The 22,718-nt window shown below is 64.7% G+C and carries 13 protein-coding genes; 4 read left to right on the top strand and 9 right to left on the bottom strand.

Annotation, left to right across the window (positions count from 1 at the left end; genetic code table 11):
• Together HX869_RS23670 and efeO are read left to right on the top strand one after the other, a co-directional pair.
• A partial coding sequence (locus HX869_RS23670; RefSeq protein ID WP_178903730.1) for a Dyp-type peroxidase occupies nucleotides 1-653 on the top strand: 653 nt, incomplete at its 5' end.
• Nucleotides 654-680: 27 nt separating this feature from the next.
• A complete protein-coding gene (efeO, locus tag HX869_RS23665; protein WP_003218415.1) occupies nucleotides 681-1,499 on the top strand; it encodes an iron uptake system protein EfeO in 819 nt (272 codons plus the stop codon).
• Nucleotides 1,500-1,546: 47 nt separating this feature from the next.
• On the opposite strand, the gene HX869_RS23660 is transcribed toward efeO, so the two are convergent.
• From HX869_RS23660 to HX869_RS23620, 9 genes are read right to left on the bottom strand one after another with little or no spacing between them, the layout of a single operon-like run.
• On the bottom strand, nucleotides 1,547-2,956 hold the full coding sequence (locus HX869_RS23660) for an isochorismate synthase (RefSeq protein ID WP_003218416.1): 1,410 nt from the start codon (nucleotides 2,954-2,956) through the stop codon (nucleotides 1,547-1,549).
• Entirely contained in the window at nucleotides 2,949-3,263 is a 315-nt protein-coding gene (locus HX869_RS23655) for an isochorismate lyase (protein ID WP_003218417.1), read from the bottom strand. The genes HX869_RS23660 and HX869_RS23655 overlap by 8 nt, the downstream gene beginning before the upstream one ends.
• 12 nt (nucleotides 3,264-3,275) lie before the next feature.
• Nucleotides 3,276-4,055 carry a thioesterase II family protein gene (locus HX869_RS23650; RefSeq protein WP_003218418.1) on the bottom strand — a complete coding sequence of 260 codons (780 nt, stop codon included), beginning with the start codon at nucleotides 4,053-4,055 and terminating at the stop codon, nucleotides 3,276-3,278.
• On the bottom strand, nucleotides 4,052-5,140 hold the full coding sequence (locus HX869_RS23645) for a saccharopine dehydrogenase NADP-binding domain-containing protein (protein WP_023658858.1): 1,089 nt from the start codon (nucleotides 5,138-5,140) through the stop codon (nucleotides 4,052-4,054). The genes HX869_RS23650 and HX869_RS23645 overlap by 4 nt, the downstream gene beginning before the upstream one ends.
• Complete coding sequence (locus HX869_RS23640; RefSeq protein ID WP_178903729.1) at nucleotides 5,137-10,560, bottom strand: non-ribosomal peptide synthetase; 5,424 nt, start codon at nucleotides 10,558-10,560, stop codon at nucleotides 5,137-5,139. Before HX869_RS23640 ends, HX869_RS23645 begins: the two co-directional genes overlap by 4 nt.
• Entirely contained in the window at nucleotides 10,557-13,964 is a 3,408-nt protein-coding gene (locus HX869_RS23635) for a non-ribosomal peptide synthetase (RefSeq protein ID WP_178903728.1), read from the bottom strand. Before HX869_RS23635 ends, HX869_RS23640 begins: the two co-directional genes overlap by 4 nt.
• Nucleotides 13,954-15,711: an ABC transporter ATP-binding protein gene (locus HX869_RS23630; RefSeq protein WP_003218423.1), complete on the bottom strand. Its 1,758-nt coding sequence runs from the start codon at nucleotides 15,709-15,711 to the stop codon at nucleotides 13,954-13,956. The genes HX869_RS23635 and HX869_RS23630 overlap by 11 nt, the downstream gene beginning before the upstream one ends.
• Nucleotides 15,708-17,456, bottom strand: coding sequence for an ABC transporter ATP-binding protein (locus tag HX869_RS23625; RefSeq protein ID WP_003218426.1), 1,749 nt, complete (start codon nucleotides 17,454-17,456; stop codon nucleotides 15,708-15,710). The genes HX869_RS23630 and HX869_RS23625 overlap by 4 nt, the downstream gene beginning before the upstream one ends.
• On the bottom strand, nucleotides 17,449-19,101 hold the full coding sequence (locus tag HX869_RS23620) for a (2,3-dihydroxybenzoyl)adenylate synthase (RefSeq protein WP_178903727.1): 1,653 nt from the start codon (nucleotides 19,099-19,101) through the stop codon (nucleotides 17,449-17,451). Before HX869_RS23620 ends, HX869_RS23625 begins: the two co-directional genes overlap by 8 nt.
• Nucleotides 19,102-19,453: 352 nt before the next feature.
• Here HX869_RS23620 and HX869_RS23615 point away from each other — a divergent pair, with 352 nt between their 5' ends.
• Complete coding sequence (locus HX869_RS23615) at nucleotides 19,454-20,356, top strand: AraC family transcriptional regulator (RefSeq protein ID WP_003218429.1); 903 nt, start codon at nucleotides 19,454-19,456, stop codon at nucleotides 20,354-20,356.
• A 133-nt stretch (nucleotides 20,357-20,489) separates the two neighbouring features.
• Entirely contained in the window at nucleotides 20,490-22,718 is a 2,229-nt protein-coding gene (locus tag HX869_RS23610; RefSeq protein WP_003218431.1) for a TonB-dependent siderophore receptor, read from the top strand.

Raw genomic sequence — 22,718 nt, 5'->3', positions numbered from 1 at the left:
CCCCAGCCCGCCCCGGCGAGCCGGCACAAAGCGCGCGCAACTTCCTCGGTTTTCGCGACGGTTCGGCCAACCCGAACTCCAACGACAACAAGGCGATGGATCAGATTGTGTGGGTCCAGCCAGGCAGCGACGAACCGGCCTGGGCCGCCAACGGCAGCTACCAGGCGGTGCGGATCATCCGCAACTTCGTCGAACGCTGGGACCGCACCCCGCTGCAAGAGCAAGAAAGCATCATTGGCCGGATCAAGACCAGTGGCGCGCCCATGGATGGCCAGAAAGAAACCCAGGTCCCGGACTACAGCAAGGACCCGGAAGGCAAGTTGACCAAGCTCGATGCCCACATCCGCCTGGCCAACCCGCGTACTGCACAGACCCAGGCCAACCTGATCCTGCGCCGGCCGTTCAACTACTCCAACGGCGTCAACAAAAACGGTCAGCTGGACATGGGGCTGTTGTTCATCTGCTACCAGGCTGACCTGGAGAAAGGCTTTATCAGCGTGCAAACCCGGCTCAACGGCGAGCCTCTGGAGGAATACCTGAAGCCGGTTGGCGGCGGTTACTTCTTCACCTTGCCAGGCGTCACCGGGGCCCAGGATTTCATCGGGCGCACGCTGCTTGATGCGACACATCCACAAACCACTGCCAAAACCTAAAACAAACCCCAGAGCGGAAATCGTCCCATGAAGAAGTCGTCTCTCGCATTGTCGTTGTTAATGAGCCTTTCGCCGCTGGCCGCCTTCGCCGCCACCGCGCCGCTGGACCTGGTAGGGCCGGTGTCGGACTACAAGATCTATGTCACCGAAGAAATCGGCGAGCTGGTCACCCAGACCCAGGCGTTCACCGACGCCGTGAAAAAAGGCGACCTGGCGACCGCCAAGAAGCTGTACGCGCCAACCCGCGTGCACTATGAGTCGATCGAGCCGATCGCCGAACTGTTCAGCGACCTCGACGCCTCCATCGACTCCCGCGTGGACGACCACGAGAAAGGCGTGAAAGCCGAAGACTTCACCGGCTTCCACCGCATCGAGTACAGCCTGTTCTCCGAGAACACCACCAAAGGCCTCGACGCCCTGGCGGACAAGCTCAACAGCGACGTACTGGACCTGAAAACCCGCGTGGACGGCCTGACCTTCCCGCCGGAAAAAGTCGTCGGTGGTGCTGCTGCTCTGCTGGAAGAAGTCGCCGCGACCAAGATCTCCGGTGAAGAAGACCGCTACAGCCACACCGACCTGTATGACTTCCAGGGCAACATCGACGGCGCGAAGAAAATCGTCGACCTGTTCCGTCCGCAGATCGAGAAGCAAGACAAGGCCTTCGTTGCCAAAGTCGACAAGAACTTCGCCACCGTGGACAAGATCCTGGCCAAGTACAAAACCAAGGATGGCGGTTTCGAGACCTACGACAAGGTCAAGGAAGCCGACCGCAAAGCCCTGGTTGGCCCGGTCAATACCCTGGCGGAAGACCTGTCCACACTGCGTGGCAAGCTTGGCTTGAACTGATCCAGACGCTGCATGCTCTCGCCCGGCCTGCCGGGCGAGAGCCTTCCTCAGGCTGACGCCACCTGCACTCCGTCCGAAGGCCGCAAGGCATCGCGGATAGTCCGCAGCTTCAAGCACGTTTCCTCGTACTCACTCCCGGGATCCGACTCGGCGACAATGCCGCAGCCGGCGAACAGGTGCGCCTCACAGCCTCTGATCAACGCCGAGCGCAACGCCACGGCAAATTCACCATCACCCTGCGCATTCATCCAGCCCACTGGCGCTGCGTACCAGCCACGGTCGAGCTGCTCGTGCTCTCGGATATAGGCCATCGCCTCACGTCGCGGCAAGCCACCCACCGCCGGCGTCGGGTGCAGGGCCTGCACCAGTTGCAGCAATTGCACCTGGGGATGCAAGCGGCCCATCACCGGCGTCAACAGGTGCTGCACGTTGGCCAGCCGGTGCAACTGCGGCTGGCTGGCAATGTCGAGCATCGCGCAATAGGGCTGCAATGCTTCGCGCAGGGTTTGAACCACCAGGGTGTGTTCGTGGCGGTCCTTGGGGCTGTCCATCAAGGCCTGGCCAAGTTCGGCATCGTGCTGCTCGTGACGACCACGCGGGCAAGTACCGGCCAACGCCACCGTGTTCAGCGTGCCACGAGTCACCCGCACCAGCCGCTCCGGCGTTGCGCCGAGAAAGCAGCTGTCACCACGGCTGAACGCAAACAGGTACGCCTGGGGATAGGCCGCCTTGAGGTTTTCCAGCAGCGGGCCACAGGGGATCGTCCGTGAGGTGGTCAACCGCACTTCGCGGGCCAGCACCACCTTGCGCAGGTCGCCGGCGTTGATGCGCTGCACGGCCGTCGCCACGGTGTCTTGCCATTGCTGCGCGCTGATGGTGTTTTCGTCGCTCGGTGTGCCGAGGGGAATCTCCTGGCGTGGCGCACTGGCGTAGCGGGACAGAAGCAACGTCCACTGGGTTTCCAGGCTCTGGGCGCAACGCACCGCGTCCGCCCCGGGCTCCAGCCACTGGCTGAAGATCACATGATGTTGCTCGGCTTCCCGCAGCAGCAGGATGCGCGGCAGCACCAGGGAGGTGGCGGCGAATGACTGCCATTTGAGCGAGCGTGGGCCCTTCGGGTCAAACGCAAAGCCGCCACACAGCAACGGCTGGCGCGGCCCCACCTGATGGGCCTGGCTGAGCAACGCCTGCCACGCCAGGGCACTGGCGTTGAAGCGGTCATCGGCCCCGGGGCTGATTTCCTCGGTACAACCAAAGCCGGCCATGGCCAGTGCGCCCCGGTCACTTGACCAGAACAGGCTTTGCCCGAGTACCTGGCGGTTGGCGGCAAATAACCGCAGCGGGTCCAGGCGCTCCGAGGCCAGGCTGAACACCACCAGCACTGCGCCGCCCTTCTCGCGCGCCAGGCGTTCGCCCTCGGTCAGCGCCTGAAGCAATCCCGGCAGACGTTCACTCATGCTCCGCTCCTTGATGCTGCTGGCGCCAGTGGCGCACTTGCTGGTCGATATTCCATTGGATGATCTGCGCAAACAGCGGGACCACGAACATCGGGTCCAACCCTTCGCGCTCGGCCCAGCGGCGGCGATGGGGCAGCATGGCGGCCACCCGCTCGGGGGCGGCGATGCTGGCTTCGTCAGGCTTGAACTGCGCCGCAGCTTTCACATAGGCCAACCGCTGGCCGAGAGCGCGGATGATCTGTTCGTCCAACGTGTCGATACCCAGGCGGACGTCTTCCAGCCCGCTGCACTGCTCAGGTGTTTTCATAGGATTCTCCGGTCATGGGGTCGACGGCCAGCACTGCCACGCCGGTTCGGCGGGGCTGCCCAGCAACAGTTCCAGGTGCTCGATCAGGTCGGCCTGGCTGTCGCGCAGGTAAAAATGCCCGCCGTTGAAGGTTCGAAAGTCGGTGACCTGGCGCGTCACTTCCGACCAGGCATGGGCTTCCTCCCGATCGACTTCGCGGTCGGTGCTGCCCAGGCATACGCTCACGGGCACGTCCAGCAGCTCGCTGATATCGCCGCAGTAGTTTTCGATCAGGCGGTAATCATTGCGCAATGCGGGCAGGTAAAGTGCCTGCATCTCGGGTTCGTCCAGGGGTGATGGCGCACCACCCGACAGGCGCCGCACATCCGCCAGCAGACCGGCATCCGGGCCCTGGTGCAATTGGCTGTGACGTTGCCGGTGAGGGGCCGGATGGGCGGAGACGATCAGCCGTTGCAGGTCCTTGCCCTGGCGGTTCAGGCGCCGCGTCACCTCATAGGCCAGCGCCGCACCCATGCTGTGGCCGAACAGCACCAGCGGCCGGTCGGACAGGTCCCACAGCGCCCGGGTAATAGTGCCCGCCATCCATTCCAGGCTGCCGGGCCAGGTTTCACTCAGGCGCTCTTCGCGGCCGGGGTATTGCACGCTGACCAGTTCGATGTCAGCCGGCAACAGTGCCTGCCAACCGCTGAAAAATCCCGCGCTGCCGCCGGCGTGGGGCAGGCAGACCAATCGGCAACGCGGCGTTTGATGCTGCGGGTAACGTCGCAGCCATGGGCTGGGGATTTTCTTCATAACACGCCCTCCTCCAGTTCAGTGGTGACGTGGATCCGGGTCTGCGGCAACCAGCGCAGCACCTGGCGCAAGCAGTCATCGGCGTCCATCACCTGGGCAGCGTAGTGCGTGCCTTCGGGCAGTTTGGCCAGTTGCAGGGCGCAGATTGCCGCCACTGTGCCGGTCAACGCCGAGCCGTCGGCGGCACGCAACCAGGCGGTGGCCTGCTGCGGTTCGCCGTGTTGCAGGCCTGCCATTTCGACTGCGAGCAACTGGTAAGGCGTGCGCCCTGCCAGGTCCAGCGCACTGGCCTGTACCAGGGCGGCAATGTTCTCTGCCGTGTGTCGCAGAGCCGGTGGCGAGCCCTGAATGCGCCCGAGTGCGGCCCGCAGGTGGCCGCCGTCGAACAGGTTGTAGGCCTGGGCTTCGCGCACCCGCAAGTCAGTAAACAAGCGCTGTTGCTCAGTGGTTAGATACGGGTGGGCCGTTACGGGACCGCCCACCAGCCAGGGCCGCTCGAAGTGTTCATCGACGAGTACGGCGGACTTGATTGCACGGCCATCGCACCAGCCCATCGAGGCCTGGCCATAGCCGTTGCCGAGGCTCAATAGAAAGTCCTCGGCCGCCGTTGTCGACAACCGCCCAAGTCCGACGGCATAGCAATGCACGGCATCGACGCGCTCGAACGACGCCGCAAGCACCTTGGGAAACAACCCCGACAGCCCGGGCAACATGCCGGCTGATAACACCACACGACGACCCGGCGGCAACTGAGCGGGCAGCAGCTGATGCAGCGGATCATCGCCGCCGACATCGATGTAATCGGCGCCACTGGCCAAAGCGGCCAGCGCCACCCGGTCGAGCACCTGGTAGCTGGGGCCCGCGCAATTGATCAGCAGGTCGCAGCCGCTGCAAAACGCCGCCAGGCTTTGGGCGTCCCACAGGTCCACTTCACGGATCTCGGCCTGCCCGTTCAACTCGCCGTCGTTAAAACGCTGCCCTTGCCCAGGGTCGCGACCGCCCAGGCGCAAGCGGCAATGACCGACCAGCACCCGCGCAACCTGCCGACCGACATGCCCATAGCCGCCTACAATCCCGACTCTCACGCCGCCACCTGCGCCAGCCGTTCGAACGCGCGGGCCACGGCTTCGACCTGGGGGCTCTGCATGCAGCTGAAGTGGTCGCCCGGCACGTCCACCACCTGCAATTCGCCAAGGCACAGGGCCTGCCAGTATTGGCTCATGTCGCGGTGCATGCCGGGCAGTACCTGGACTTCACCGCACTGGCGGATAAACACCATGTCACCGTCGTAAGGCGTGGCCTGATGCAAGGCGACGGCGGCCAGGCTGTGGCGCAGCACCTGCAGTTGCTCGCGCAGCCAGTCCAGGTCGCTCAGTTGCGAGCCGGCGTGGCGCATCGCGTCTGCAATTGCCTGCAAGCGCTCATCTGCCGACTTGGATGCCAGGGCCCGCAGGCAGGCCAGGGCCGTGGCACAGTCGGGCTCATCCTGCAGCGCCAGCAACGCACCTTGGGGCACGCGGCCCGGAGTTTGGCGCAGCACCTTGGCAATCGCCCGCTCCATCGCCTGTTCATCCACCGGGTAACCCAGGGTGTGCGGGTCGGCCTGCATCACGCGGGCGAACACGTACTCCGCCAGCAGGTCATCCTCGATCATGAACGGCACGCGGTAGCTGCTGATCACTGTCAGTTGCAGCACCTCGATGTCCCTCGCCGCGAGGCATGATGCCAGCTCCGTCGCCAGCAACCCGCCGAGGCAATAACCGACGATGCTCACCTGGCGCCGGCCTTCGGCGTGCAAGGTGTCGGCATAACGCTCGGCCAGTTCACGAATCGCCGTAGCCGGTGCCAGAGCCAGGTAACCCGGTACATCATTGAGCACCAGCCCCTCCAGTGGCGCTTCTTCCCCGAGTGCAGCAAACAGCGCGCGATACGGTGCCAGGGTGCCGCTGCCATCATGGACAAAGATCCGCGCCGGGCCTTGCGCCTCCTCACGAATCCGCACCAGCGGCGACAGGCTCTCGCTGCCCTGCCCCCGCAGGTAATCCGCCAGGGCCGCAACGGTGGGCTGGTTGATCAACTGGCGCAGCAAATCCCCCCAGGGCACGTTACGGGCCTGGGGCAGGCTTTCCCGCAGGCGACCAACCACCTGCGCCACCAGCAATGAATCACCGCCCAACTCAAAGAAGCCCTGTTCACGGCCCACACTGGGCACCCGCAACAGGGTTTGCCAGACCTCTGCGATACTGCGCTCCAGCGCATCCAGCGGTGCAGCCCCGCTGTTGGCCTGTTGCGTGGCCTGGGCCATGCCGAGGTTGGTCAACGCCTGGCGGTCGACTTTGCCGTTGACCGTCAGCGGCATTTCATCCAGTACCCGCCACTCGGTGGGTACCATGTAATCCGGCAGGCGCTGGCCCAGATGCGCGCGCAACGCCTCCGGCTCAAGGGTCTGGCGCTCGGTCTTGAAGCGCGTGATGAACAGGTGCTGGCCGATCTGTGACATCGCATCGTCAGCTGCCGGCATGCACAGCGGCGTCTGCGCGCCGGCTTCCTGCAACAGTTGCTGCCACTGCTCGCGGCGGATGAACGTGGTGTCCTGCTCGGCGCGGAAATCCTCGAACGCGGTCAGGCCCTCCTTGAACTCCATGGACGCCATGATCTGGTAGGTGTCGCGGGTGGCTTCGATAAAGATCAGCCAGCCGCCGGGGGCGAGCATTTCCCGCAGCCGGGCGAGTACCTGGCTGGCATGCCGCGAGTTGTGCAGCACGTTGGCACACAGAATCACATCCAGGGAGTTGGCGGCGATGCCTTGGGCCCAGTGGTCGAGGTTCAGGTCAAACAGCCCGTAGCTGACCCACGGAAACTCGACGAAATGCTCCCGCGCTTCGTTGAGGAAAAACTGCGACAGGTCGGTGAACTGGTAGTCCACCGCCAAGCCGTCCAGGGCCGGAATCAGGTCGGCACTGGTGCCGCCCACGCCTGCGCCGATTTCCAGCAACTGCAGACGCCAGCCCGCCGGTTGCAGTGCGGCGATTTCCTGCACCGCCGCACACACCGCCTGGTTCAGGTACTGGCTGATCAGGTTCTTGCGATAGGCGCCTTCGGCGGTGTCGGTACGGCCTTCGGGAAACAGCAAGTGCAACGGGTCGAGCCGGTCGCTCATCAGGGCAGGCAATTGCTCCTGGCTTTCCCGCAGGTAGCGCAGCACTTCACCGCCCCAGCCCACACTCGGTTCCAGCGCCTCGATGCGCTGCCACAGCTGACGGTATTCAGCACCCGAGACCCGCAGTGACGAATAGGCGCCGGTGCCTGGGTTGCGGTCTACCAGTTGTTCGCGATGCAGCGCTTGCAGCCAGCGGCGGATCAGCCGTTCGTTGCGTGGCGCCACTTCGCACAGGCTCATGATCTGGGCCAGGTCGTGCTCGACGCCCGGTTGATCAAACAGCCCCGGGCGTTGCAGGGCCAGGCCCATGGAGAGCAACGCGGCACGCTCGACGCAATCGGACATCTGCGTAATCAGCGCTTCCGTCAGTTGGCCTTTCACGCCGTTGGCCGCCGCCAAGGCGTTGGGTGCCAACCGGGTCGGCCAAGGCAATGGAGTATCACGCAAAGTCCCGCGCACGCAGGCCTGCAAACGCCGCTCGAACGCGCCCTCGCCCGCAGCGACCACCACGGCCGATTCGACATGAGGATGACTGAGCAAGGCACTTTCGACTTCCGCCAACTCGATGCGATGCCCGCGAACCTTGACCTGGAAATCCTCACGGCCAAGGAACTCAATCAACCCGCTTTCAAGGTAGCGCCCCAGGTCGCCGGTGCGGTACAGCCGCTCGCCGCTGTGGGCATGCTCGATAAAACGCTCGGCGGTTTTCTCCGCGTCCCCCAGGTACCCCATCGCCAACCCCGTGCCGGCGATGAACAGCTCACCGGCAACGCCTTGCGGGCGATCGCGGCCTTGTTCGTCGAGCACCATGAAGCGTTGATTGGCCAGCGGCGCGCCGTAGGGAATGCTGCGCCATTGTGCGTCCACCTCGGTGATTGGATAGGCAATCGACCAGATCGCCGCTTCTGTGGCGCCGCCCAGGCTGATCAGTTGGAGCTCAGGCAACAACGCAGCAATTTCGGCGGGCAGGTTCAGCGGGATCCAGTCGCCGGACAGCAAGGCCAGGCGCAGGCTCTGAGGTGCCGCGGCCGGCACGGCTTGCAGGTAATGGGCAAGCATCTGCAACTGCGCGGGCACCGAGTTCCACAGGGTCACACCGTGCTCGCGGGCGCATTCGGCCCAGTGGGACGGGTCGGCGCGGCGTCCGGCGTCGGGCAACACCAGGGCGCCACCTACGGCCAGCAGGCCGAAGATGTCGTACACCGAGAGGTCGAAGCCCAGGCTGGCCAAGGCGAGTACCCGGTCTTCGGCGCCGATGGCGAAGCGCTGATTGATATCCACCACCGTGTTGAGGGCCGCCTGGTGACTGATCATCACACCCTTCGGAATCCCGGTGGAGCCGGAGGTGTAGATCACGTAGGCAAGTTGTTGCGGTGTCACCTGCGGCGCCGGCAGTTCACGTCCGGCACTGGCTGCGGCCTGATCAACGGGTATGCACTGGGTCACCTGGGCGGGCCAGGCCACGTCCTCGCTCAACCACGACTGGCTGAGCACCCGGCTGACCTCGGCGTTCTCAAGAATCAACGCGCGCCGCGCCATCGGCTGATTAGTGTCCAGCGGCAGGTACGCCGCGCCGGCCCGCAAGATCCCGAGTACACCGACCACCTGGTCGATGCCTTTTTCCATGCATACCGCGACCCGCTCGCCGGGCTGGCAACCGCCATCCAGTAACTGCTCGGCAATCGCCTCGGCACGGGCGGCGAGTTGCGCGTAAGTGAGCTGTCGCGCGCCCTGGATCAGGGCGACACGTTGGGGTTGCGCCCGGGCCTGGCGAAAGAACGGTTCATGCAGCAAGCCTGGGGGAATCGGCTGCGCCGTCTGGTTGATCAACTCCCGCACCAGTCGCTGGGGTGCCGGCAGTTCAAGGCAATCGTCCAGGGTCCAGGCCGAAGGCTCCCGCGCCAAGCGCTTGAGCAGACGTTCGAAGGTGTCGAACATCGCTTCCAGCATGGCCTCATTGAACACGCCCTGGCGAATGTCCCAATTGATGAACAGGCCGTTGTCGCGCTCACTGACCTGGCAATCAATCAACACTTGCGGGGTCTGGCTGATGCCGTGCACCAGTTCTGCGCCGGGCATAAATGCCCCGCCGCCACTTTCGCCACCGGCGCCCAGGGTGCTGGTGAAGGCATAGGGCATCAAGGCCGCATCACGGCCTTTGCGCCGCGCCAGTTCGCGCAGTACTTCAATGCCGGAACACAGGCGGTGGTCCATGTCTTGCCACAGTCGCTCCTGCAACTGCTGGCTGCGTTCACCAAAGCTGCCGCCTTGCAGGGTCTGGACTTCCAGCAATTCCACCGAGCTGAAATCCCCCACCAGCCGATCGACCTGCGGGTGCAGCGACAGGCGATTGAGCAAGGTCAGGCTCAAGCAGAAATGCCCCTTGCGGCTCCAGCGCCCCAGGGTTTCGGCATAGCAGGAAAGAATCGCCGCCGACGCACCCACGCCGGCCGCCGCTGCATTCAGGCGCAGGGCGTTGAAATCCCGGGCCTCCAGGTTCAGGGCGCGGCGCTCGAAACGCGGTCCGCTGGGAGCGCCCTGCATGGGCAATTCCGGAGCACCGGGCAGGCTGTCGACCCGCGCCCACCAGTACTGGCGGTCACGCTGGTAACGCGGCTGTTCCCGCAACCGGCGCTCGCCCAGTACGTAGTCGCGAAAACTGATGGGCGCCGCCGGCGGCAAGGCTTCGCCACGATAGACCTGCTGCAACTCGGCCAACAGCATGCGCACGCTCTGGTAGTCGCACACCAGCAGATCCACTGAGAGATGCAGGCGCGCATGTTCACGGCCCTGGCTGACGCACAACTCGATCAGCGGCCACTGCTGGGGCGACGCCAGGCGAATTTCCATGCGTTCGCGCAGAGCGGCCAGTGCACGGCCGTCGTCTTCGCGCAGGTCATGCCGGGCGATCAGGTAATGTGGCACCTGGGGCAGGATTTGTTGGTAGCCGTCTTCCAGCACCACCGCCCGCAGCATGTCGTGACGCGCAATCAGATGGTTCCATGCCTGCTCCAGGCGCGCCGGGTCCAGTTCCCTGAGTTCAAATTCCAGGTAACCGTGGCACGCCACCCCGCCGTAGCTGAATGCCTGGGTGCGGCCCATCAGGTAAGCGGCCTGCACGTCGGTCAGCGGAAACGGTTCGCTGCGGGCAGCCAGGTCGGCCGAGACGGTGGGCATCACCGGTTCCATCAATTGCTGCAACAACGCGTCCTTGTGTTCGCGCAATTGTTGCAGGCGGCCTTCATCCATCACCCCGGCGGGCGCCCGGTAGCGCAGGCGGCCCTGCTCTTCCCAGAGTTCCACACCCAGTGCTTCGAGGTCCTGTTGCAGTTGCTGCAGTGTCATAGCGCACCCTCCACCATTGCGTTCCGGTTGACGTGGTCCTGTTCTCGTCGGGCGACAAGCCATTGGGCCTGGCGGGCGACGGTGGCCGCGTTGAAAAAGTCCTTCAGCGACAGTTCGACGTCGAACTGTCGGGCGATACGTTCGATCAGGCGAGCGGCCAACAGACTGTTGCCGCCGAGGGCGAAAAAGCCCTGGTTGCGTCCCACCAGGGGAATGTCGAGCAATTCGCGCCAGAGCCCGGCCAACAGTTGTTCGGCTTCGCCTTGAGGCGCGTCTTCATGCTCGGGTCTGGCGCCCTGGCGTTGCTCCTGCACCAGCCACAGCAGTGCGGCGCGGTCGACCTTGCCGTTGGCGCTCAGGGGCAGTTCGGTGAGGTTCAGCCAGTGGTCCGGCAACATGTGTTCCGGCAACCATTGGCAGAGCCACTGGCGCATGGCTTCGGCATCCGGCAGCGCGTCGCCCATCAGGGTTGCTGCCAACTGCGGGTTGGCCCCGGGCAACACCAGGGTGACGGCACGACTGACGGCCGGATGGCGTTCCAGGGCCACGTCGATCTCACTGAGTTCGATGCGGAAGCCACGGACCTTGACCTGCTGGTCCATACGCCCGAGAAATTCGAGGCTGCCGTCGGGCCAATAACGGCCCTGATCGCCGGTGCGGTACCAGCGTTGCCCGGCGTGCTCGACGAAGCGTTGGGCGCTGAGATGCGGCAGGCCACGATAGCCCTGGGCAACCCCGGCGCCGCCGATCCACAACTCCCCCGCCACCCAGTCCGGGCAATCGCGGCCCTGGCTGTCGACGACTCGAAAGCTTTGGTTATCCAGGGGTTTGCCGTAGGGAATCGAGAGCCAGTGAGCCGGCACTTCGTCGACGTCCTGGACGTTGGACCAGATGGCCGCTTCAGTGGCGCCGCCGAGAGCGGCGAACCGGGCGCTTTCGCCGGCTGCCAATCGCAGGCGGCGTGGCAGGTCCAGCCCGACCCAGTCACCCGAGACCATCGCCAGGCGTAATCCGCTCAGGGCATTCGGCTCGCGGGCCTTGAGGGTCAGCATGTCGAGCAACGCCGGTACCGAGTTCCACAGGGTCACGCGCTGCTGGCGGATCAGCCGCAACCATTCGGACGGCTCCTTGCGCCGCGCATCCGCTGGCAGCACCACGGCGCCACCGACACTCAGCAGGCCAAACAGGTCGTACACCGACAGGTCGAAATCGAGGGCGGAAACCCCGAGCACACGGTCATCCGCGCCCACCTGATAACGCCGGTTGATCGCGGCGACGGTGTTCAGCGCCGCCTGGTGGGAAACCTCGACGCCCTTGGGTTCGCCGGTAGTGCCAGAGGTAAAAATCACATAGGCCAGTGCGTCCGGCGCCACCTCGATCGGTTGTTTCAGGGCCCTGGCCGAACGCGCCTGGGCCAGGTCCACCACTTGCAAGTCCGCCAGCCATACACCGCGATCACGGTGGGCCGTATCGGTGATCACCACCTTGGCTCCGGCGCGTTGATAGATCATGTCGCGACGGGCTGCCGGCTGTTCGATACCCACCGGCACATACACCGCGCCCGCCGCCAATATGCCGAGCACCGCAACGATTTGCGCCTGGCCTTTGGGCAAGGTGATCGCCACCGTATCACCCGGTTCAATCCCCCACTGGCGCAGGGCACCTGCCACTTGCAGGGCCTGGGCCGCCAGCTCGGCGTAACTCAACTCAGCGTCCTCGGTGATCAATGCCACCCGCTGCGGGTGCACCTGCGCCTGTTGGAAAAAGCCATCGTGCAGCAAGACTTTGTCATAGGCCCAGGGCGTGTGGTTGACCGCTGCACGGACCTCTTGCTGGCCTTGGGGCAACGGCAGCGGCGCGGGTTGGCGCCAGTCACCGGTACACAGCCACGCCAGCAGGTCGCCATAGGCGGTGAACATTTCGTCCAGCAGGCCTTCGGGGAACAGCGCATCTACCCCGTCCCAGTTGAGCAACAGGCCATCGGGCAGCGGATAGCTCTGGTGGTCAAGCCACACTTGGGGCGTTTGCGACAAGGCCCAGCCCGGTTCGCCCAGGTGCTGCCGGCAAGTGGCGTCGACAAACGCTTCGCCAAGGTTGCAGGCAAACACTACGGGGGCGCCGCCTTGCCGGGTGCGGGACAACTCACGCAGCACTTCCACACCAGGCCAGGCGCTGTGGGCGATGTCGCGGTGCAGTTGGCGTTGCAGGGCTTGCGCCTGCTGCGCGAAAGAACCCGCCTGGCGCTGGTCGATCTCCAGCAGCACCAGGTTGGAAAAATCCGCCAGCAGATGCGGGACGCAGGGGTGCAGCTCCTGGCGGTTGAACAGCGGCACGTTCAACAGGAAATGCTGGCTGGCGCTCCAGCGGCCCAGCACTTGGGTATAGGCGCAGCACAGCACGCTGGCCAGGGTCAGGCCGTGTTGGCGGGCCTGGTCTTCCAGGGCTCGCAACTGCGCGCGGCCGAGGCGCATCGCCAGGCGACGAAAACGCGGCGGGCCGAGGGATTGCGGCTCGTGTGCCAAGGGGAGTTGCGGGCCGTCGGGCAGGTCATCCAGACGTTGCAGCCAGTAGTCCCGCGCGCCGGCATCGCTGGTTCGGGTGGCGCCCAGGTAGTGGGCAAAATCCCATTCCAGACGTGGCAGCTGCGCCTCTTGCCCGCTGTAGATCAGCGCCAGGTCCCGCAGCAGTACGCTGATACTCAGGACGTCCGCCACCAGCAAATCGATGTTCAGGTGCACCCGGCTGCGGCCGTCGGGCAAGCGGCTGAGTTGCACATCAAACACCTCGCCCTGGCGCACATCCAGGCAGCGGTGGGCCAGGCGCTCACGCAAGGCCAACTCATCCGGCCGTTCATGCACGGTCAACCCAGGCCACGGGCTGGTCGGCAGCACGCGCTGGCAAGTGGCGTTCGGGAAACAGGCGCGCAGCATGGGATGGCGGTGAGTCAGGCGCATCACCGCGCTTTCCAGGCGTTGAGCGTCGACCTGATACCCGTCCAGCTCCTGATACAGGTGACAGCCAACGCCCCCCAGCGGCATGGCCGGGTCGCGACCAAACCAATAAGCCTGCTGCAACGGTGTGAGGGCGAAATCGTTGTCGGCGGCGACGGGCTTGAGGTGCGTCGCCTGCCCGCGACGGCGGTCGATCAGCAACCACCAGGCCTCAAGGGTCGGCTGCTCAATCAGTTCGGCAAAGCTCACCTGCACACCTTCGCGGGCGAGCAAGGCCGGCAGGCGCATCATGCTCACCGAGTCCAGGCCCTGCTCGATCAGCGAGGCATCGGGCTCCAGGTCCTGGGGGGCATAGTCGAGCAACTGCGCGACACCGGCGCACAGCGCCTCGGGGCTGTGTGCGAGGCCGCCGGGTGCAGGATGAACGCATGCCAGTGATGGGTTATCGGTCATGGGGGACGGTCCTTTGGGGAACGGTAGGGTCTGGGCGCAAGCGCCAGCGATTGATCGCTTCGCGCTCGTGGAACAACTCGCGGTAACGGCCGGGCGTGGCCATCAACGCGTCATGGCGGCCGACCTGGGCCAACTGGCCGTGGTCGAGCAGCAGAATCTGGTCGGCATGGGGCGCCAAGGTCGGTTTGTGGGTGACCAGCACCACCGTGTGCCGGCGGGCCAGTTGCAACAGGGTCCGATTGACCCGCGCCTCGCTGATGGCATCGAGGGCGGCGGTCGGCTCGTCCAGCAGGATCAGCGACGCGTCCTTGAGCAACACCCGCGACAACGCCAGGCATTGGCGCTCGCCGCCGGACAGGCTGACACCCTGCTCGCCCAGCACGGTGTGCCAGCCCTGGGGCAGGCGCTCGGCGAGGCGGTCGAGGCCGGTGGCGCGGGCGGCGTGCTGCCATTGCTCTTCGCTGGCGTCGGGGCGGCCCAGCAGCAGGTTGTCCAGCAGGCTGCCCGGCAACAGCGGGCTGTCCTGGAACATCAAGGCGACCTGGGTATCTCGGGCCAGGGCCGACAGTTGCCGCAGGTCGACACCGCCGAGGTGAATCGCGCCACTGCTTACATCGCTGAAGCGCGCCAGCAGGCGCAACAGGCTGGACTTGCCGGAGCCGGACGCCCCCACCACCAGGTTCAGCGAACGCTCCTGCAACGTGAAGTCGATGCCTTGCAAGATCGCCTGGCCCTGGCGGACCAGTCCTACGTCCCGCACTTGCACGTCGTAACCCAGGGCAGGTTGGGGTTCGAGAGGCTCAGGCAACCCCGGCATCTGCAGCAGGTGGCGCAGGCGATTCAAGCCGTGGCGGGTCTGGCGCAACGTGGTACCGAGGTTGACCAGCGCGCCCATTGGCTCCACCAGGCAGGTGGCGAGAATCGCCAGCGCCAGGAACTTCGCCGCATCGAGGGTGCCACCCAACACGGCATACAGGCCGCATAACAGGATGGCGCTGTAGCCGGCCTGCAACACCACCGCCAAACCCAGCGCGGCGGGAAAAGTGCGCCAGTGGGCGTGACGCTGTGCCTGTTGCTGCTGGGCCAAGGCCTCGGTGAGCAGGTCGAAACCTTGCTCGGTGCGCCCGCTGGAGCGCAGCAACGGTTGCTGGCGCAGAAACTCCATCACCCGGGCCGCCGCTTCATTGGCTGCGGCTTCGCTCAGTGCTTCAGCTTGCCCGCCCCAGCGCACGCCCCAGTGGTACACCAGCACCAGCAACGGCAACGCGGCCAGTGCCGCCAACGCCATGGAGCGGTCGTAGAAAAACAGCGCCAGCAGGAGTGCCAAAGGCGTCAACAGCGCATTGGCCATTGGCTGCAAAAGGTGCGCCGGGGTGCTCATGATTTGCAGCACGGTGTGAGTCACCAGGCGATTCAGTTCAGCGCTGCGCCGCTCCACAAACCATTCCAGCGGCAGTTGCACCAGCTTGTCACCAATGCGTCGGTTCAACGCCTGGGCTGCTTCGGCACCGGCGCGATAGCCCGCCAGCTGGGCATACCGGCGCAGCCAGAGGCACAACAAGGCCATGCCGGTGAAACCGATGGCCCAGGCCCAAGGCGTGGTGTTGCCGAACCACTGGGCAAAGGCCATCGGCAACAACGCCAACGCTGCGCCCTGGGCCAACGCACTCAACGCCATCGCCATCAGCGCACGCCGCAACAAGCCGGCTTCACGGGGTTGCAGGCTGCGTAACAGCGCGCGAATCATGCCCGTGCCCTCTTCAGTGCGGCCGCCGAAAACTGCTCAGCGGCCCACAGCCCGGCGTAAGTGCCCTGCTGGTCCAGCAAGCCGTGATGCGTACCGCGCTCGACAATCCGCCCGCCTTGCAGCACGACGATCTGGTCGGCGTCCTGGATGCTGCTCAAGCGGTGGGCGATTACCAGCACCGTGCGGGCACGGGCCAGGCGAGACAGCGCCTGCTGGATCGCGGCTTCGGATTCAGGATCACTGGCGGCGGTGGCTTCATCGAGAATCAGGATCGGCGCTTCACTGAGCATCGCCCGGGCAATGCCCAGGCGTTGCACTTCACCGCCGGACAGTTGCACGCCGGCTCCGAGGACGGTGTGATACCCCTGGGGCAGCGCGAGGATGCGCTGGTGAATCTGCGCGGCCCGGGCGGCGGCTTCCACCTCGATTTGCGTGGCGTCGGGGCGCGCCAGGCGCAGGTTGTCGAGGACGCTGGTGCGCAGCAGGCGCACATCCTGGAACACAAAGGCGACCTGGCGATACAAGGTGGCGCTGTGCATGTCCCGCAGGTCGACGTCGCCGATGCGGATCGCCCCGGCACTCACATCGGCAAAGCGCGCAAGCAAAGTGGCCAGGGTGGATTTGCCGGCGCCCGAGTCGCCCACCAATGCGGTCAGCGTGCCGGGCGGTAGATCCAGGTCAATGTCATGCAGCACCTGCGTGCCGTCGGGGTAGCGAAAGTCCACGCCTTCAAAGCTCACCTGGCGGCCCTTGGGCTCGCGGGATTCGCGAGGTTGCGTCAACGTCGCGCTGTTGAGCACGGTGGCGATACGGCTGGCGGCCATGCGGCCCTGCACCAGTGCATCCGCACCATGCCCGACGGCCGCGACCGGCGCTGCCAGGGCCGGCCCCAGCAGCAGGAACGGCAGCAGTTGCACCGGCATCAGCCAACCGCCAGCCACCAGCGACGCACCGCCCAACAGCACCAGGGCCAGCACCAGCAACGGCGAAAGCAGCACCTCGACACTCGCCCCAAGCCCGGCCCAGCGTTGGGCCCAGCAGGAAAAGAAACTGGCGAAACGTTCCACCGCACCGAAGAACTTTGACTGCACCCGATCGGCCCGGCCGAATGACTTGACCATGGCGATGCTCTGCACAAACTGCTGGGTGGCCAGGGACAGGTTGCCCAGCGCGGCGCCCAGTGCCTTCTGGTCATCCCGATAAGCCTGGGAGCGCAAGGCTCGCAGTCGCCACAGCGCCAGCGCTGGAGGCAGCAGCACCACAACGGTCATCGGCACACTTACCGTCAGCAGGTACAACAGGCACGCCAGGGGCGCCACCAATGCGGCGGCGAGGTTGTTTGGCAAGTGCGCCACCAGTTGATGCAGCGCACCTACGTCGTCGAGCAAAACACGGTCGACTTTTTGCCCACCACGGGCGCTGAACCAAGCCAGCGGAACCCGCGCCAAATGCGCGGCCAGCCGTTGGCGAACCTGGCGTTGCAGGTCGCTGTCGGCCAGGTGGGTCATCTGCAAGGCGGCAGCCAGCCCGAGCATGCGCAACAGCAAAGCGCCCGCACCGGCCAACAACCACCAGAACCCATCGTGCAGATCGAGTTTTCCGTCCAGCAACGACGGCGCCAACTCCGCCACCGCGATCAACGGCAGCAGGCCGATCAGGGTCGCCAGGGCTTGCAGCAGCATGGCGCAGATCAACCGGCCACGTACAGGCGCGAGCAGTTCACGCAGCGAGTCTTGATCAGCCACAGGCGGCGCTTCCCTCAGGTTGTTTTGCCCCGAAATACAGCTGCTGGATAGCCTCCCGCAGGTGCTTGCGGCTGACCTTGCCCACGCCGGTTTGCGGGAAACCGGGGATAAATTCGAAGCGGTCCGGCAGCTTGAAGGCCGCCAACCCTTGCTCACGCAGATGGCGCAGCAGTTCCGGCGGGCGCGGTGCCGTGCCACGGGGAATCACGAAGGCGCAGGTGCGTTCGCCGAGGTAGGCGTCCGGCATCGCCACCAAGGCCACATCGGCGACGGCAGGATGGCTGAGCAGGAGGTTTTCGACTTCTTCGGCGGCGATCTTTTCGCCGCCACGGTTGATCACGTCCTTGTCGCGACCTTCGACCATCAGGTAGCCGTCGTCGGTGAGCATTACCCGGTCGCCGGTGCGGTAGAAACCGTCAGTGGTAAACGCCTGGGCGTTGTGCGCAGGGTGGCGGTAGTAACCGCGAATCGTGTACGGACCACGGGTCAGCAATTGGCCGACCTGGCCCTGTATCACGTCCTGTTCGTTGTCGTCCACCACCCGGATTTCGTCGCCCGGGGACATGGGTTTGCCCTGGGTGTGCAGGACTCGTTGCGGTGGGTCGTTGGGGTCGGTATAGCAAATCAGCCCCTCGGCCATGCCGAACACTTGCTGCAAGCGGCAGCCGAGGGTGGGTTCCACGCGGCGGGCAGCCTCGAAGCTCAGTTTGGCGCCGCCGACTTGCAGCAGTTGCAATCCTGGCAGGCCCTGCCCGCGCGCCTGGGCGGCATCCAGCCAGACCAGCACCAGTGGCGGCACCAGCGCGGTATGGGTCACGCGTTCATGCTCGATCAGGGCGAAGCAGGTTTCGGCGCTTGGCGAGCCGCTCAGCACCACACGGCCGCCCATCAGCAAGGTGCCCATGAACCCCGGGCAGCACATGGGAAAGTTATGGGCCATGGGCAGCGCGGCGAGGTACACCGTGGCGTCGGTCAGGCCGCAACGTTCGGCGCTGGTCCGCACGTTGTAGAGGTATTCATTGTGGCGACGCGGGATCAGTTTCGGCACGCCGGTGGAGCCACCGGACAACTGGAAACACGCGACGGCATCCGCGGGCGGCGCAGAAAAGGTTGGCTGCGGGTCGTCCAGATAAAGGTCTTCGAGCGCGATGAATTCTTCAGCCTCACCGGCCACGATCACCCACGCAAGGTCGCCATGGGCCGCCTTCAAGCAACGGGCCATGCCCCGATAATCAAAACCTGCCGTGACGTCAGCGCAGAGGTATGCCCTGGCCTGGGCAAACTCGCAGAAGCGGCCGATTTCCAGATGACGATGGGCCGGTAACGCAAAGATTGGCCGTACGCCGAGGCGATACAGGGCGAAGCACACTTCGACAAAACCCACGCAGTTCGGCAGTTGCACCACCACGTTGTCCCCTGCCACCAACCCCAGCCGGGAGAACCCGCCGGCCAGTTGATCGACCCGTTGATCCAGTTGGCGATAGCTCACCCGCAGCGTTCCATCGGTGATCGCTTCACGCTCGCCAAAGGTGCGGGCGGCGTTGCGCAGCAGGTCGCCAAAGGTCTCGTCGCGCCAATAGCCTGCGTCGCGATAGCGTTGGGCAAACGCTTCGGGCCAATCGGGGCAGTCGTCAATGATAGTCATGGGGTCTCCAGAGTTTTTTTCGGCAATAAGGGGCCGATGCCGTGAACAAAAGGCCTGCGGGGCAAGGGTGAAAAGGGCTAGGGAGAATGGGTCATTGAGCGGTTCATCCATGAGTCGCCAAGGGCTGCGGAAATGAGAGTGATTATTAATAGGCAAAAGCCGCAGCACGGCAACCGGCAGGACATTCGTTTGCGCGGCTTTTTCTTTTGATTGCGCTACAGCGTGAGTTTCTGCGGCCTGCAGCGATGAGGCGTGGTCCGGGCTTTCGGCTAAAGGATAATCATTCTTAATTACAGGTAAGAAATTTCCTGCTAGCGTATGCCCCTCTTTTCCGGTTCACAGGGAGTCCGCCATGCTCAGCCCACACGCTGCGCCGCTACCGACCCAAAGGGATTTCACCCTCAATTTTCCCAACACTTTGAACACGGGTGCCGCCACCGTCGTGCCGGAAATCACCCTGTCCGCCGGGACTGTGTTGATGGACAGCCAGATGTGGATGCAAGAGCCGCTGTGGCAAGGTTTGAAGATCATCCTGGTGCTCAGCGGCCAGCTCAATTGCCGGGTCGAAGGCCAGCAGGAAGTGGAGATTCGCGGGCCGACCCTGTGCGCCGTGGCCAACCAGGGTGAACATTGTGGCGATCACCTGTTCGCCAGTGGTGTGCCGGTGCGCTACACCACCGTGCAGCTGGATTTCCCGTCGATCCGCAGCGTCGGCCTTGAGCCTGAGCGCCTGCTGGATAAACGCGGCGGCGGGCCGATGATGTTCTGCCAGCCCGCGAGCAAACCGTTGCTCGCCCTTGCCCAACAGATTTTCACCTGCCCGTTGCAGGGCCCTGCCCGCTCCTTCTATCTGGGCGGCAAGGCCCTGGAGCTGACAGCGCTGGGGGTGGAGGGAATTCTCGCGCAAACCGAGTCGCGCCCGGTGCAGGACGCCCATTGCAACTCAGCGGACATCGAACGCATTCATGCCGCCCGCGACCTGTTGCTCGGTTCGTTGCAGGCTTCGCCGTCATTGGCCGAGCTGTCTCGCGCAGTCGGCCTCAACCCGCGCAAATTGACCGCGGGCTTTCGTCAGGTATTCGGCACCAGTGTCTATGTGTACTTGCAGGAACAGCGCCTGGCCGAAGCCTATCGCCTGCTCGCCAGCGGTGAGACCAATGTGTCCAGCGCCGCGTACCGCGTGGGTTACAGCCCGGCGCATTTCTCCACGGCGTTTCGCAAGCGTTTCGGGGTTTCGCCCAAGGCGTTGCGCTGACGGGTTGTGAAAGTTCCGCCCTGCCCCGCAAACGAAAGAAATGATCGCTCGACCCAAAGCAATAGCCCTGCGTCACAACGCCTGGATGAGATACGTTTGCATTCGCATTGAACACCTCATCATGGAGTGAAGCATGGGCACCCGCGTTCTGTACCGAGACACCCCAGGTTTGCCAATCGATACCGCAGTCCCGCACTTGAAAACCAGTCGCAAGCCCTTGGCAACCCTGATCCATGGCGTTGCCCTGGGCCTGTCGCTGACCCAGATGAACCTTGTGCAGGCCGCCGAGGCGGACACCGATCACGCCCTGGTGCTCGACAGCAGCGTGGTCACCGGGACCCAAGCCGACAGCCCCACCGGACAACAGGCCGGCTACGTGGCCAAGCGTAGCCTCAGCGGGACCAAGACCGACACCGCGCTCAATGAAATCCCCCAGTCGATCTCCGTAGTGACCCGCGACCAGATGGACGCGCAGCAAGTGCAATCGGTGAGCGAAGCGTTGCGCTACACGGCCGGCGTGCAGGCCAACACTACCGCCGCCAGCCAGCGCTTCGACAACCTCTCGATTCGCGGCTTCGACGTGACCAGCACCGGCATGTTGCGCGACGGCTTACGTGGCACCACCACCCAGGCCTGGCCAAAAGCCGAAGCCTATGGCCTGGAACGCATCGACGTGCTCAAGGGCCCGGCCTCGGTGTTGTTCGGCCAGAACGCACCGGGCGGTGTGGTCAACCAGATCAGCAAGCGGCCACTGGACCAGTCGTTCCATGAAGTGCAGCTCCAGGGCGGCAGTTTCGACCGCGCCCAGGGCCAGTTCGACTTCAGCGGGCCACTGGATGACCAGAGGCAATTCCTCTATCGGCTGGTGGGCCTGGAGCGCAGCAGCGGCACCCAGTTCGATCACATCAAGGACGACAAAACCTTCATCGCGCCGTCGTTTACCTGGCGGCCGAACGACGACACCAGCCTGACCGTACTGGCCGATTACTCGGAGGATGAATTCGGCGCGCCCCGGGTGTTCCTGCCGACGGTGGGCACGCTCAAGCCGAACCCGAATGGCAAGGTCAAACACAACGTCTTTCTCGACGAACCCGGCCTGGACAACGGCCGCACGCAATACTCGCTGGGCTACCTGTTGGAGCACCGGATCAACGATGTGTGGAGCCTGAATTCCAGCGCACGTTATGGCCACGTCAACCTGCTGACCAACACCGCCAGCGGCATGTCCCTGGCGCCGGACCTGCGCACCTTGAACCGGTCGGCCTACCGCTTCCGCATCGTCGGCGACGTGTACTCCCTGGACAACAATGCCCAGGCCCGCTGGAACCTTGGCGAGGTGCAGATGGTGTCGCTGCTGGGGGTCGATTACCGGCGCACCCGTGAAGACTATTACCTCAACGGCGGCGCGGCATCGTCGATCGACATCTACAACCCGGTGCACGGGGGTGTGTTCGCGCCGAACACCCCGTTCGCCAGCACCTTGCAGCGCGCCGACCAGACCGGGCTCTACGCCCAGCAGCAGATGACGTTCAACGACCGTTGGGTACTGACCGTCGGCGGTCGCCAGGATCATTCGAGTGCGCGCACCGACAACCGCCTGACCGACACCGGGCAGAAGCAGGACGACAACAAGTTCACCTACCGTGCAGGCCTCGTTTACCTGGCCGACAACGGCCTGTCGCCGTACATCAGCTACGCCACCTCGTTCGACCCGGTGCTCGGCACTGATTTCTACGGCACCAGCTTCAAACCGAGCACCGCCAAGCAGTCGGAAGTCGGCATCAAGTACCAGCCGCCCGGGATCGACAGCTACATCACCCTGTCGCTGTTCGACCTGACCCAGCAGAACGTCAAGACCACCGACCCGAGCAACCCGCTGAACAGCGTGCAGACCGGTGAGGTCAACGTGCGCGGCGTGGAGCTGGAAGGCAAGGCCAGCCTCGCCAAGGGCCTGGACCTGCTGGCAACCCTGACCTACAACGACGCCGAAGTCAGCAAGAGCAACAACCCGCTGGAAAAAGGCAACCGCCCCACCGACACCCCGGAAAAAATGGCGTCGTTGTGGGCTGACTACACCCTGCCCTTTGGCCCGCTCACCGGGCTCGGATTTGGCGTCGGCGTACGCTATATCGGTTCCACCGAGGCCGATGCTGCCAACACTGTGAGCGTGCCCTCCTACACCTTGCTCGACGCGGCGGTGCACTACGATTTCGACAAGCTGATCCCGGCGGCCAAGGGCCTGCGCCTGGCGGTGAATGCCACCAACCTGACCGACAAGCACTATTACGAAGGCTGCTCCCTCTCCAGCTGCAGTGCCGGGTATGACCGCAGTGTCATCGCCAGCCTGCGCTATCGCTGGTAA

This window comes from Pseudomonas sp. P7779 (assembly GCF_013386315.1).
Taxonomy (GTDB): Bacteria; Pseudomonadota; Gammaproteobacteria; order Pseudomonadales; family Pseudomonadaceae; genus Aquipseudomonas.
The sequence above is the reverse complement of the archived record's forward strand: the minus strand, read 5'-3'. Positions and strand labels throughout refer to the sequence as shown.

Coding starts and splice junctions, on each gene's coding strand:
- HX869_RS23610 (WP_003218431.1), top strand. CDS start 20,490: ATGGGCACCCGCGTTCTGTACCGAGACACCCCAGGTTTGCCAATCGAT.
- HX869_RS23630 (WP_003218423.1), bottom strand. CDS start 15,711: ATGATTCGCGCGCTGTTACGCAGCCTGCAACCCCGTGAAGCCGGCTTG.
- HX869_RS23615 (WP_003218429.1), top strand. CDS start 19,454: ATGCTCAGCCCACACGCTGCGCCGCTACCGACCCAAAGGGATTTCACC.
- HX869_RS23640 (WP_178903729.1), bottom strand. CDS start 10,560: ATGACACTGCAGCAACTGCAACAGGACCTCGAAGCACTGGGTGTGGAA.
- HX869_RS23650 (WP_003218418.1), bottom strand. CDS start 4,055: ATGAAGAAAATCCCCAGCCCATGGCTGCGACGTTACCCGCAGCATCAA.
- efeO (WP_003218415.1), top strand. CDS start 681: ATGAAGAAGTCGTCTCTCGCATTGTCGTTGTTAATGAGCCTTTCGCCG.
- HX869_RS23660 (WP_003218416.1), bottom strand. CDS start 2,956: ATGAGTGAACGTCTGCCGGGATTGCTTCAGGCGCTGACCGAGGGCGAA.
- HX869_RS23620 (WP_178903727.1), bottom strand. CDS start 19,101: ATGACTATCATTGACGACTGCCCCGATTGGCCCGAAGCGTTTGCCCAA.
- HX869_RS23635 (WP_178903728.1), bottom strand. CDS start 13,964: ATGACCGATAACCCATCACTGGCATGCGTTCATCCTGCACCCGGCGGC.
- HX869_RS23655 (WP_003218417.1), bottom strand. CDS start 3,263: ATGAAAACACCTGAGCAGTGCAGCGGGCTGGAAGACGTCCGCCTGGGT.